The sequence below is a fragment of the Streptococcus sp. A22 genome (assembly GCF_043674215.1).
GTDB lineage: Bacteria > Bacillota > Bacilli > Lactobacillales > Streptococcaceae > Streptococcus > Streptococcus suis_V.
In genome coordinates this window covers 80,337-93,332 of record NZ_JBIMJQ010000002.1, presented here as the reverse complement: position 1 = coordinate 93,332, position 12,996 = coordinate 80,337, and the positions used below count along the sequence as shown (strand labels likewise).

Sequence of the window (12,996 nt, the reverse complement as noted above, 5' to 3'; positions counted from 1 at the left end):
CTAGTTTGTTGAAGAAATACAAATTTTCGCTACGTTTTGGCTTGAAAATCCAGAGAAACCGACCAAAGGCAAGGTTCAGACTTCGGAATTTTCCATCAAAGGACATAATATTTTTGTAAAAACAGCACCAACAATCGTATTTTGCTTATTTTAGAAACAGTCAAAAAATAAAAGTTCGTAATTTTTGAAATACGGGCTATTTCTTGATGAAACGTTCGTTTTTTGATAGAATAGATTGTAAACGAAACTTGCAGGTGAAATTCCTGCCAGAAGTGTTTGAAAGGAATTGGACACCAAGGAAAAGTTGGAGCTGTCAAAGGTTTAAAGGCAGACTTTCTAGTCGATTTGTGGTGTTCTAGGTATCTTAAATTATGACATCAGTAGTTGTTGTTGGAACCCAGTGGGGCGATGAAGGAAAAGGCAAAATCACGGATTTTCTCTCTGCCAATGCGGAAGTCATCGCACGTTATCAAGGTGGTGACAATGCCGGTCACACCATCGTCATCGACGGCACCAAGTACAAATTGCACCTGATCCCGTCAGGAATTTTCTTTCCAGAAAAAATCTCTGTCATCGGTAACGGTGTCGTGGTCAATCCAAAATCCTTGGTTAAGGAAATCAACTATCTCCATGATTCAGGTGTGACGACAGACAATCTGCGCATTTCAGACCGCGCTCATGTCATTTTGCCATACCATATCAAATTGGACCAATTGCAGGAAGAAGCCAAGGGGGATAATAAAATCGGGACAACCAACAAGGGTATTGGTCCTGCTTACATGGACAAGGCTGCGCGTGTGGGTATCCGTATCGCCGACCTCCTGGACAAGGATATTTTTGCAGAACGTCTCCGTACCAACTTGGTTGAGAAAAATCGTCTTTTCGAGAAAATGTATGAATCAACGCCAATCGAATTTGACGAGATTTTTGAAGAATACTACGCCTACGGTCAAGAAATCAAGCAATATGTGACCGATACGTCTGTCATCCTCAACGATGCTTTGGATCAAGGCAAACGCGTCTTGTTTGAAGGTGCGCAAGGGGTTATGTTGGATATTGACCAAGGTACTTATCCATTCGTTACCTCTTCAAACCCTGTTGCCGGTGGTGTGACGATCGGTAGTGGCGTCGGTCCAAGTAAGATTGATAAGGTTGTCGGTGTATGTAAGGCCTATACCAGCCGTGTTGGTGATGGACCATTCCCGACAGAACTCTTTGATGCAACGGGTGACCGTATCCGTGAAATCGGTAAAGAATACGGGACAACAACTGGCCGTCCGCGTCGTGTAGGCTGGTTTGACTCTGTTGTCATGCGCCATAGCCGTCGTGTATCAGGTATTACAAACTTGTCACTCAATTCTATTGATGTTCTATCAGGCCTTGAAACAGTGAAAATCTGTGTGGCTTACGACTTGGATGGTGAGCGTATTGACCACTATCCAGCTAGCCTTGAGCAACTCAAACGTTGCAAACCAATCTACGAAGAAATGCCAGGATGGTCTGAAGATATTACAGGCGTGCGTAGCTTGGATGAGTTGCCAGAGGCGGCCCGCAACTATGTTCGCCGTATCAGCGAATTGGTCGGTGTCCGTATCTCGACGTTCTCGGTAGGACCAGGTCGCGAACAAACCAACATCCTTGAAAGTGTCTGGAGTTCTAAATAGGATATTGAGCGGGAAATCAGTAGAGTTAGGAGGAGAAAAATAGTATGTTCCTCATATTGGGTGTTACTGGAGTCCTGTTCTTATTCAGCATATTGGTGGGCTACCTGGTTTTCGTGGTTGCTTGGAGTTTGCCACGTATGGAGGATAAACAGCAGCATCGTTACTATTTGATAGGCTCCTTACTAAGTCTGCTCCTATTTCCCTTTATTGGACCCTTGGTTTTTCCTATATTTGGCTTTAGCCTCGGTTATGGAATTTCTGCTCCACTGTCAAAAGGGTGGAGAACCTTCTTGATAATAGTAGGAGTGGTATTGCTGCTCTGTTCAGGTCTAGCTCTTTTTTGGATTGCCGAAACCGTGTTGGATCTATATTCAAATTAAAGATTGAAGGGCAAGTTCTATCTGAACTTGTTCTTTTTTGATATTCTGCTATAATAGATTTTACTAGATTCTATAAAATAAAGAGGTTTACAAATGGAAGGTTTATTTTTACCCCTAATCATGGTGGCTATGGTTGGTTTCATGTTTTATTCACAGCGTAAGCAACAGAAACAGCGTCAAGACGCCCTTAGTCAAATCAAAAAAGGTGACGAAATCGTGACCATCGGTGGCTTGTTTGGTATCGTTGATGAAATCGACGACAAGAAGGTCGTTCTGGATGTGGACGGTGTCTATTTGACTTTTGAACGCGGAGCCATTCGCAATCGTGTGACGCCGGCTACCACGACAACAGTAGTAGCAGAAGAACCAGCTCTAGAAACGGTTGAGCCAGTTCAAGAATCAGTTATTGAGGAATAAAGACGAAAAACCAGGGGAATCCTTGGTTTTTATCTTATCCTCATGATGTGCTTTTTGCTTAAAAACTAGAGACTGTGGTATAATAGACTGATTATAGCTTGAGGAAAAGTCATGTTTAAGTGGAATTTTAAGAAAAAAGAGAAGTTTGAGACGCCTGTGGAGGTGCCCAAACATATTGCCATCATTATGGATGGGAATGGGCGCTGGGCCAAAAAACGGATGCAGCCTCGGATTATGGGTCATAAGGCCGGTATGGATGCCCTGCAAAAGGTAACAAAAACAGCGTCTAAACTAGGGGTCAAGGTCCTGACAGTCTATGCCTTCTCAACGGAAAATTGGTCCCGTCCTGAGAAGGAAGTCAAATTTATCATGAATTTGCCGGTTGAATTTTACGATAAATACGTGCCGGAGCTTCATGCCAACAATGTGAAAATCCAGATGATTGGTGACCATTCTCGCCTGCCAGAGGCGACCTTGAAGGCACTGCGGATGGCAGAAGAAAAGACCAGGAGAAATACCGGTCTCATCCTCAATTTTGCCTTGAATTATGGCGGTCGTGATGAGCTGTCTCGTGCGATTAAGGCGATTTCGCAGGATATTTTGGATGCTAAGTTCAATCCAGGGGATATTGATGACAAGCTGATTGCTGATTATCTGTATACAGGTAGTTTGCCGGTTTCCCTGCGAGACCCTGATTTGGTCATTCGGACCAGTGGTGAACTCCGTCTCAGTAATTTTTTGCCCTGGCAGATAGCCTACAGTGAGCTCTACTTCACTGACGTGGCCTGGCCGGACTTTGATGGAGAAGCTCTGCTATTAGCCATAAAAGAATACAATCGTCGCCATAGAAGATTTGGTGGTGTGTAAGGAGAAATGATGACAAAGGAACTAAGAACACGGGTGATATCGGCGGTCGTTGCACTGGCCCTCTTTATCCCTGTTATATATATTGGTGGGGTGACCTTCCAGTTGGTGCTGGGGCTCTTGGCCATGCTGGCTACTGCGGAATTGATGCGGATGTACAAGCTGGCGCCTAATTCCATTGAGGGTATCCTGGCCATGCTGGGAAGTTTTGTCTTGACCCTTCCGCTTGAGAACTATCTGCCATTTTTGCCGACGGATGGGAACTATGTGGCCTTTACGGTCATTGTCTTTATTCTGATGGGTTCGATCGTTTTCCATACAGGCACCTATACTTACTCAGAAGTGGTCTATCCTATTGCCAGCAGTTTTTATATCGGGGTTGGTTTCCACAATCTGGCCCTGGCGCGTATGGATAGTCTCAACAAGCTATTCTTTGCCCTGCTGCTTGTCTGGGCGACGGATATTGGTGCCTATATGCTTGGTCGTCAGTTTGGCAAGCGCAAGCTGGCTCCTCTGGTATCACCTAATAAATCCATTGAAGGTTTTCTCGGTGGGATTGCTTCGGCAGTTGTAGTGGCAGCCATCTATCTCATCTTCTCCAAGGAAATTCGTGACGTCTATTCAATTCCCTTGATGCTGGTCTTGGCGGCTGTATTTTCTGTCGTGGCCCAGTTTGGAGATCTGGTTGAGAGTGCTATCAAGCGCCGTTTTGGTGTCAAGGATTCTGGTAATCTGATTCCAGGGCATGGCGGTATCTTGGATCGTTTTGACAGTGTCATTTTTGTCTTTCCAATCATGCACTTCTTCGGCTTATTTTAAGGAGGTTCCATGAAGGGAATTTTAGCATTTATTTTTATATTTGGCGTGATTGTGGTTATCCATGAATTTGGTCACTTCTATTTCGCCAAAAAAGCAGGCATCCTAGTTCGGGAATTTGCCATTGGTATGGGTCCGAAAATTTTCGCTCATACGGGCAAGGACGGGACGGCCTATACGATTCGTATTCTTCCGCTTGGCGGCTATGTTCGTATGGCTGGCTGGGGCGAGGACAAGACGGAGATTAAGACCGGGACACCGGCCAGTTTGACCCTCAATTCAGACGGCATTGTGACTCGAATCAACCTATCGGGTAAGGGCTTTGATGTCAACAGTCTGCCCATGAATGTGACCGGCTTTGACTTTGAAGATAGGCTGGAAATCACTGGTCTGGTCCTGGATGAGACCAAGACCTATAAGGTGGACCACGACGCGACCATTGTCGAGGAAGATGGGACGGAAGTCCGCATTGCACCGCTGGATGTCCAGTATCAAAATGCGACGATCTGGGGTCGGCTCATGACTAACTTTGCGGGTCCCATGAACAACTTTATCCTCGGTGTTTTGGCCTTCACCCTGCTTATGTTCATGCAGGGCGGTGTGGCCGATACGTCTAGCAATCAGGTGACGGTTGTAGAGGGTAGTGCCCTTGCAGCTGCTGGATTAGAGACTGGAGATAAGATTCTCTCGGTCAATGGTCAGGCAACAGATTCTTACGCCGATATTTCTAAGGTGATTGGGCAGGCAGTGCAGGATGCTAGCAGTGCTCCTAAGTTTGACTTGCTTGTGGAGCAGGACGGGACTGAGAAGAATGTGTCTGTGACTGCCAAGCAGGAAGATGGCACCTACAGACTAGGTGTTTCCCCTATTTTGAAGACGGGTGTCTTGGACAAGATTATTGGTGGTGTCCAGCAGGCCGGAGTGACAGCTCTCATGATTGTCACAGCCTTGAAAAATCTGATTGCCAGCTTTGATGTCAAGCAACTAGGTGGTCCTGTGGCTATCTACTCTGTCAGCAATCAAGCGGCTCAAGATGGTTGGATGTCCATTATTGGACTGATGGCTACGTTGTCGATAAACGTAGGAATTTTCAATCTCATTCCGATTCCGGCCCTTGATGGTGGTAAAATTGTTATGAATATCCTGGAAGGAATTCGTCGCAAACCGCTCAAGCCAGAAACGGAATCCTACATCACGCTGGCAGGCGTTGCAATCATGGTCGTCCTCATGCTGGTCGTGACCTGGAATGACATTATGCGGGTATTTTTCTAAAATAAAATTTGCAAGGAACTGAATGCGTGCTAAACGCAGGAAGTTCTGAAAACTAAGAAAAAGAAAGGAACAGAGAGTTTTTAGATTTAAACTCGAGCGAAAAGCTCGGAATTTAGATAAACGACTTCTGAAATCAGGATTTCAGGTCGTTTCCTAAAATTCGGTCGCTTTTTGGTCGCTCTCTGTATCATCAACATGAAACAATCTAAAATGATTATCCCGACTCTTCGGGAGATGCCTTCTGATGCGCAGGTCATCAGTCATGCGCTTATGGTGCGTGCTGGTTATGTGCGTCAGATTTCCGCTGGGATTTACAGCTATTTGCCGTTGGCCAACCGTGTGATTGAAAAAGCCAAAAATATCATGCGGGAGGAATTTGATAAGATTGATGCTATTGAATTTTTGGCACCAGCCCTCTTGTCAGCCGACATTTGGCGCGAGTCTGGTCGTTACGATACCTACGGTGACGACCTCTACAAGCTCAAAAACCGCGAGGGTTCCGACTTTATCTTGGGTCCAACCCATGAAGAAACAGTGACATTATTGGCGCGTGATGCGGTGCAATCCTATAAGCAATTGCCACTCAATATCTACCAAATCCAGCCTAAATACCGCGACGAAAAACGTCCACGTAACGGTCTCTTGCGCGGTCGCGAATTCATCATGAAGGATGGCTACAGTTTCCACGCTAGCTACGAGAGTTTGGATGAAACCTACGACGATTACAAGCGTGCCTACGAGGCGATTTTTACTCGTGCTGGTCTGGAATTCAAGGCTATCATCGGTGATGGTGGTGCCATGGGTGGTAAGGACAGTCAAGAATTTATGGCCATTACACCAGACCGTACCGACCTTGACCGCTGGGTTGTCTTGGACAAGTCGGTAGCTTCTTTTGACGAAATTCCAGAGGACGTATTGGCAGCCATCAAGGCGGAACTTTTGGCTTGGAATGTTTCTGGTGAAGATACCATTGCCTACTCTAGCGCGTCTGGCTACGCTGCCAACCTAGAAATGGCAACCAGCGAGTACAAACCAAGTACAGCAGTTGTCGTCGAAGAGGACTTGGTTAAAGTTGCTACACCTGATGCTAAAACCATCGATGAGGTGGCATCTTTCTTGAATGTTGCGGAAGAGCAGACCATTAAAACCATGCTCTTTATGGCTGACGGAGAGCCAGTTGTTGCCCTCCTTGTTGGCAATGATCAAGTTAACGATGTCAAGTTGAAAAACCACTTGGCAGCAGATTTCTTTGATGTAGCAAGCCCAGCTGATGCAGAAAAAGTCTTCGGTGCTGGATTCGGTTCCCTTGGACCAGTCGGCTTGCCAGAAAACATCAAGATTATTGCAGACCGCAAGGTGCAAGATTTGAAAAATGCTGTTGTTGGTGCCAACGAAGATGGTTTCCACTACACAGGTGCCAATGCAGGGCGTGATTTCCAAGTGACTGAGTATGTGGATATTCGCGAAGTCAAGGAAGGCGAGCCTTCTCCAGACGGACACGGTGTGCTCAACTTTGCCCGCGGTATCGAGATTGGTCACATCTTCAAGCTGGGTACGCGCTACTCAGACAGCATGAATGCGACGATTTTGGATGAAAATGGTCGTGCCATGCCGATTATCATGGGTTGCTACGGGATTGGTGTTAGCCGTCTCTTGTCAGCAGTTCTGGAGCAACACGCTCGCCTCTTTGTCAATAAGACGCCAAAAGGTGAATACCGTTACGCTTGGGGCATCAACTTCCCTAAAGAATTGGCACCGTTTGATGTACATTTGATTCCAGTCAATGTCAAAGATGAAGAAGCGATGGCCTTGACCCAGTCAATCGAAACAAGCTTGGTAGCTGCTGGTTATGAAGTCTTGACAGATGACCGTAACGAGCGTGTCGGCGTTAAATTCTCTGATAGTGACTTGATTGGCTTGCCAATCCGTGTGACGGTCGGTAAGAAAGCTGCCGACGGCGTGGTCGAAGTCAAAATCAAGGGCACTGGCGACACTGTCGAAGTCCATGTCGACCAGCTCTTGGAAACTTTGAAAATTTTGAATAAGTAACAAATAAAGGAGAGGTTGGGCATAAAGTCCAGCCTCTAACTATTTTATTATGTGATTTTTAGTTCGGGAGCGAGAAAGAACTCGATAGATGAAAAGAGAGTTCGTTTTCCCCGCACAGCTTCAACTGTTTGGGAGACAGTTGAAGGTCGGAAATTGAGCGAACTCAGTTCGCATCATACGTAAAGGTCTGGTTCGGAGCGTAAAACACGAAGTGCTGAGGATTGTTTCACAATCCCAATTTCCCACCTTTCACAGTTCCCCAAATTGTGAAAGCCAATCAACCCCTGCGCTGAGATGTTGACACAAACTAAAGAAAGCGAGCCTAGGCTTTTATACGAAAACTCAAAAGAATGCAAAAACTCCTTCCCTATGATATAATCAAAGTGAAATTTTTTTATGTTAGGCTACTAGCTCGTCCCTAGTAGTCTTTTTCTGTGCTAAAAATTCAGGATACGTTATCTGCTCTTGTAAGAGGATATAAGCTATTTTTAATAATTGATGTGCAAGGGCAATTGTTGCTTTTTGTGAACCACGCCGACTTTGAATCTGATAAAATCGTTCAGCTAGAGTACTACCTTTTTGGTTCCTAGCGGCGAAAGCGGCTTGGCATAAACATTTCTTCAAATAAGAATTTCCGTGTCGAATCTTGGTACTTCGTTTTTTACCAGCACTCTCATTATTACCTGGACAAAGTCCAGCCCAAGAAGCTAAATGTCCAGCAGTAGGAAACTGACTCATGTCAACACCAACCTCAGAAATAATAACGGATGCTGTAATGACCTCAATGCCTGGGATGGAATCCAATATTTCTACATGGTTTTCATATTGTGATAGATAGACATTCATTCGCTCTTCCAACAACCCAATCTGCTTCTGATAAAAATCATAAATCTCCAATGACTGCTTTAACATAAAGCGGTGATGGTCAGAAAAATAGCCATCCAAGGCTTCCATAAGCTGCGGTACTTTCTTCTTCAAGCTGGTGTAAACTGATTGATGGACAATGCGAGGTGTGATAGGCGTCCCATCAACCAGTAGCTGAAGGAGATTGCGACCAGATAGTCCCATTATATCTTCGATATAGGTTGTTAGCTTGATACCACCTGATTGAAGAATTTTATGGATACGGTTTGTTTCTCGATTGCGACTTTCAACATAATGTTTTCGTTGTCTGGTCAACTCCCTCAATTCTTGAATGGTTTCATCGGGAACGAAACTCCGAGGAAGCAGACCAATTCGTGTTAATTTGGCAATCCAGTGAGCATCCTTCTTGTCGGTTTTCTGACCTGGAATAGCCTTCATGTGGGCTGGTTGAGCGAGTATCAACTTGAAGTCATCACATAGAGCATGCCAGACAGGTCGCCAATAAACACCTGTACTTTCCATACCAACAGCTTCCACATGAAATTGACTGAGAAAATCGTGGCAAGCACGTAGGCCTTTAGTCGTTGTATCAAACGTAGCCATCTCACGCTTTGGACGAGTTGAGGTGAGTGGTCCGTGTAGGATACAGACAACGATATTGGCTTGATGGATATCAATACCTGCACAAGATTGATAGAGAACATCCATGACAATTCCCTCCTTCTAAAAATTAGAGAGCTTATCTACTGATTTTTAGTCGTATTTTTATACTCATGCCTATCGCATATTTTGGGGTGCTCGTCAGTAGAGTGGATCAGTTTTGCCCTCGATTATTAGAATCATTAAGTCGTCAACCACAAAGCCCTCACTAAGATTATACACCTAGTGAGGGCTTTATGTTCGTTTTCATTATTCTGTGGGTGAGGGCGAAGCCATCATGGATGTCTTGCCCAGGCTCTTTTAATAATGAATCTATTTTTTGATTTCAAGCTCCTGTAATTGGTGCAGAATGGTTTCTAAATCGGCTCCTGCCTGTAGGAGAGCGGCAGCTGTATAGCAGCCTTCAACGACGGGAACAGTCTGAATCAGGACTTCTTTTTCTGAAAAATCAGCAACCATTTCGATATTCATCCGAGCGCTTCCTAGGTCGAAAAAGGCTAAGATGGTGTCTGCATCATTTTCTTCTAACTTTTCCTGGACGGTCTCAAAGCTAGTGCCGATTGAACCATCCTCCAAGCCACCGCAGTAGGTCAAAGAAACGTCCTGAGTTACTTCCGAGACTAAATCGATAATCCCCTGGGCAAGATTTTTGGAATGGGAGACTAGTAAGATGCCAGTTTTTGTCATGAACCTGTCACCTCCAGGAGGGATTCAAAGAGTAGGCCAGATGAGTAAGAACCAGGATCGATGTGGCCGACAGAACGTTCGCCAACATAGGAAGCACGTCCCTTAGTCGCAAGTGTATCAGCAGTAGCTTGGACAATTTCCTGAATCAGATTAGGAGTGAGTTTGTCTTCCCTAATGGCAGAGATGACAGGGGTCCAGACGTCGACCATGGTTTTTTCGCCCAGATCCGCCTTGCCGCGTTTTTGAATCATATCCAGGCCTTCTTGTAACATAGAAGCCAGTTCAGCACCAGCTTGGCTAGCCTTGGACAAACCCATAAAGGCCGAACCGTAGAGGGGACCAGAGGCACCACCTACCTTACTGAGCAGTTGCATGGCTACAATTTTGAAAATCTGGTCCGCACTGGCAAATTCCTTGCCATCCAGTTCAGTCATAACAGCAGCCATCCCACGGGCCATATTGCCTCCATGGTCACCATCACCAATAGGGGTGTCCAGCTCGCTTAGGTAATCCTTGTTTGCTTGAATTTTTTCGTTGAATCGTGTCATCCAAGCCAATGCTGTTCTTACATCCATAGTTTTTCTCCTACCAGCCGGCTACTTGTACAGGGGCGTTTAGAGCCTCTAGCCAGCTTGGTTCTTCTAATTTTATAAGGGTCAATGATAGGCCAGCCATATCAATTGATGTCATGTAATCGCCGATTTTCTTGTAGTCTACCTCAATGCCTTTTTCCAGCAATAGTTTAGCTACGTCGTTGGCAAAGACATACTGCTCCATGAGTGGGGTTGCGCCTAGACCATTGATGAGAAGACCGTAATGTTCGCCTTCTTTGAGCTCAAAGCCTTGAGCTAATTTTTCAACCAATTCGGCTGCCAATGTTGCGGACGGTTGCAATTTTTCCTTCTTATAGCCAGGTTCGCCGTGGATGCCGACCCCATATTCAAACTCATCTTCTTCTAAAACGAAGCCAGGTTTTCCTACTTCAGGAACGGTTGCACCAGATAGGGCCAGACCAATTGTCTTAATCTGTGGAACTAATTTGTCGGCCAACTCTTTGATGGCAGTGAGAGACTGGCCTTGTTCAGCAGCATGTCCGAGAATTTTATGAACTAGGATGGTTCCAGCAACCCCGCGTCGACCTTGGGTATAGAGGCTATTTTCCACGGCAATATCATCGTCGACAACTACACTTGCAACCTCGATGCCTTCCATTTCTGCCAATTCTTGGGCCATTTCAAAGTTCATGATGTCACCAGAGTAGTTCTTGATGACCATGAAGACCCCGGCACCTTCATCAGCTGCCTTGATTGCCTCTAGGATTTGGTCCGGTGTTGGGGAGGTAAATACTGCGCCACAGACAGCAGCAGACAGCATACCTTTACCGACAAAGCCTGCATGAGATGGTTCGTGGCCAGAGCCTCCTCCAGAGATGATACCGACCTTGCCAGTCTTTTCTGCCTTGCGGACTATGACTTCAAAGCCCTCTAGACGTTCTACCAGGTCATTGTGCATAAAGACCAGGCCATTGAGCATTTCGTCAACAACATTTTCAGGTTGATTGATAATTTTTTTCATGAGAAAACCTCCGTGATATAATACTAAGATTATTATATTGTATTGTGTAGACAAATTAAAGGGACAATTGGTCAATTTTGTCCCTTTTTTTACATAAGTGTATCTGATAATGTATAATAAGATAGGAGAGACCAGAAGGGAGGCAGCATGGGCACTTCATTGCTGACCAAAAAGCGCATCGCAAAGGCATTTAAAAAGCAGTTGATTGAAAAGGGATTTGAGAAGGTGTCTGTGGTAGAGGTTATGCAGGAGGCTGCTATCCGTCGCCAGACCTTCTACAATCATTTCCTAGACAAGTATGAGCTCTTAGATTGGATTTTTAAGACGGAGCTGGAAGAGCAGATTACGGATAATTTGAATTATATTAGTGGATGGAAGTTGTTGGATGAGTTACTTTACTATTTCGACAGCAACCAGTCTTTTTATGCACGGATTTTTTCAGTCAATGAGCAGAATGACTTCAGGAGCTATTTATCTGACTATGTTAGGCTTTTGCTGGAAAAAATTATAGATGAGTGGTCTGTTAAGCAAGAGGTAGAGGTAGTAGGGGCGTTAAGGCTCTTCCTATTAGACTACCATACTAAGGGTTTGGTGGGCTTTATTGAGGCGGGGGTGGTTGACCCCCATCGCCAGCTACATACTTCCTATCGGAACCTAGTTTCCGTCTTGTTGCAATCACTTGAAGGAGGGAGAGGACAATGAGTCAATTGCCACTATTTTATCAGGAGGAAGATTTGCTACAATCCTATATAGATGGGCTCTTGCTGGCTCATCCTCATTTGGAGCAACTGGAGAATTATCCCATTATTGTGGATAAACATCAGGCCGAGGACCGGGTGCCGATTTTGTCGGGTGGTGGTTCCGGGCATGAACCGGCCCATATTGGTTTTGTCGGCCAGGGTATGCTGACTGCCGCTGTCTATGGGAAAATCTTTATTCCGCCGACTCCAGAGCAGATTTTAAGAGCTATCCGCCATATCAATAGAGGGCAGGGTGTCTTTGTCATTGTCAAGAATTTCGAGGCTGATTTAGCAGACTTCGGCCAGGCCATTAAACAGGCGCGTCAGGAAGGAATCGATGTCCGCTATATTGTTTCCCACGATGATATTTCTGTCGAGCCCAAAAAGCAATTTCAGATGCGGCATCGGGGGCTGGCTGGCACTATTTTCTTGCATAAAATCTTAGGTGCTGCGGCTCAGGCTGGGGCCAGTTTGGCTGAACTGGAGGCCCTTGGCCTAGAATTGGCGACGGAGATTGCTACCATTGGCTTTGCGACCAGGTCTGCTCATTTTCCTGGGCATGACCAACCCCTCTTTCAGCTGGAAAAGGGCAAGATTTCCTATGGCATGGGGATTCACGGGGAGGAAGGTTACCGGACGGTCACTTTTGAATCGGCTGAGCAGTTGGCCAATGAAATCGTCAACAAATTAAAGATAAAATTCCACTGGCGAGAGGGTGAAGATTATATCCTTTTGGTCAACAATTTGGGTACCGTTTCAGAGTTGGAATTGGGAATCTTCACGAATGCTATCTGCCAATTTCTAGATTTGCAGGGCCTGCAGCTTCCTTTTATCAAGCAGGGAAGATTGATGACCAGCTTAGACATGGCTGGGATTTCGGTGACCCTCTGTCGCTTGAAAGACCGTAAGTGGCTGGATTATCTGCTAGCGGATACGGATGCGGCTGCCTGGTAGAAAGGTGAATGTGGTCAGGACTTGCCATAGTCTTCCCCTCGAAAATTGGGCTGG

12 protein-coding genes are annotated in these 12,996 nt (G+C 45.6%); 8 read left to right on the top strand and 4 right to left on the bottom strand.

The window, feature by feature from the left end; all coding sequences use genetic code 11:
* Window positions 1-371: 371 nt before the first annotated feature.
* The 6 genes from ACHBHN_RS01260 (at window position 372) to ACHBHN_RS01235 (ending at window position 7,462) form a co-directional block, all read left to right on the top strand.
* Entirely contained in the window at window positions 372-1,664 is a 1,293-nt protein-coding gene (locus ACHBHN_RS01260; RefSeq protein WP_105122235.1) for an adenylosuccinate synthase, read from the top strand.
* A 473-nt stretch (window positions 1,665-2,137) separates the two neighbouring features.
* Window positions 2,138-2,461 (top strand): preprotein translocase subunit YajC, encoded by a 324-nt coding sequence (yajC, locus tag ACHBHN_RS01255; protein ID WP_105111707.1) that lies wholly within the window; start codon window positions 2,138-2,140, stop codon window positions 2,459-2,461.
* Between the two features lie 111 nt (window positions 2,462-2,572).
* Entirely contained in the window at window positions 2,573-3,328 is a 756-nt protein-coding gene (locus tag ACHBHN_RS01250; RefSeq protein ID WP_105111706.1) for an isoprenyl transferase, read from the top strand.
* 9 nt (window positions 3,329-3,337) lie between these two features.
* Window positions 3,338-4,144, top strand: a complete 807-nt coding sequence (locus tag ACHBHN_RS01245; RefSeq protein WP_105122233.1) for a phosphatidate cytidylyltransferase — start codon at window positions 3,338-3,340, stop codon at window positions 4,142-4,144.
* Between the two features lie 9 nt (window positions 4,145-4,153).
* Window positions 4,154-5,413, top strand: coding sequence for an RIP metalloprotease RseP (rseP, locus tag ACHBHN_RS01240; protein WP_394732692.1), 1,260 nt, complete (start codon window positions 4,154-4,156; stop codon window positions 5,411-5,413).
* A gap of 195 nt (window positions 5,414-5,608) precedes the next feature.
* Complete coding sequence (locus tag ACHBHN_RS01235; RefSeq protein ID WP_105122287.1) at window positions 5,609-7,462, top strand: proline--tRNA ligase; 1,854 nt, start codon at window positions 5,609-5,611, stop codon at window positions 7,460-7,462.
* A gap of 399 nt (window positions 7,463-7,861) precedes the next feature.
* On the opposite strand, the gene ACHBHN_RS01230 is transcribed toward ACHBHN_RS01235, so the two are convergent.
* The 4 genes from ACHBHN_RS01230 to dhaK all read right to left on the bottom strand — a co-directional run bounded on the left by ACHBHN_RS01230 (window position 7,862) and on the right by dhaK (window position 11,248).
* On the bottom strand, window positions 7,862-9,034 hold the full coding sequence (locus tag ACHBHN_RS01230; RefSeq protein WP_394733474.1) for an IS110 family transposase: 1,173 nt from the start codon (window positions 9,032-9,034) through the stop codon (window positions 7,862-7,864).
* A 264-nt stretch (window positions 9,035-9,298) separates the two neighbouring features.
* On the bottom strand, window positions 9,299-9,673 hold the full coding sequence (dhaM, locus tag ACHBHN_RS01225) for a dihydroxyacetone kinase phosphoryl donor subunit DhaM (RefSeq protein WP_125265913.1): 375 nt from the start codon (window positions 9,671-9,673) through the stop codon (window positions 9,299-9,301).
* Window positions 9,670-10,248, bottom strand: a complete 579-nt coding sequence (gene dhaL, locus ACHBHN_RS01220; RefSeq protein WP_172059185.1) for a dihydroxyacetone kinase subunit DhaL — start codon at window positions 10,246-10,248, stop codon at window positions 9,670-9,672. Before dhaL ends, dhaM begins: the two co-directional genes overlap by 4 nt.
* A 10-nt stretch (window positions 10,249-10,258) precedes the next feature.
* Complete coding sequence (dhaK, locus tag ACHBHN_RS01215; protein WP_394732911.1) at window positions 10,259-11,248, bottom strand: dihydroxyacetone kinase subunit DhaK; 990 nt, start codon at window positions 11,246-11,248, stop codon at window positions 10,259-10,261.
* Between the two features lie 147 nt (window positions 11,249-11,395).
* On the opposite strand from dhaK, the gene dhaS reads away from it, so the two are divergent.
* Window positions 11,396-11,950: a dihydroxyacetone kinase transcriptional activator DhaS gene (dhaS, locus tag ACHBHN_RS01210; RefSeq protein WP_105111699.1), complete on the top strand. Its 555-nt coding sequence runs from the start codon at window positions 11,396-11,398 to the stop codon at window positions 11,948-11,950.
* Window positions 11,947-12,942 carry a DhaKLM operon coactivator DhaQ gene (gene dhaQ, locus ACHBHN_RS01205; RefSeq protein ID WP_105111698.1) on the top strand — a complete coding sequence of 332 codons (996 nt, stop codon included), beginning with the start codon at window positions 11,947-11,949 and terminating at the stop codon, window positions 12,940-12,942. Before dhaS ends, dhaQ begins: the two co-directional genes overlap by 4 nt.
* Window positions 12,943-12,996: the final 54 nt, after the last annotated feature.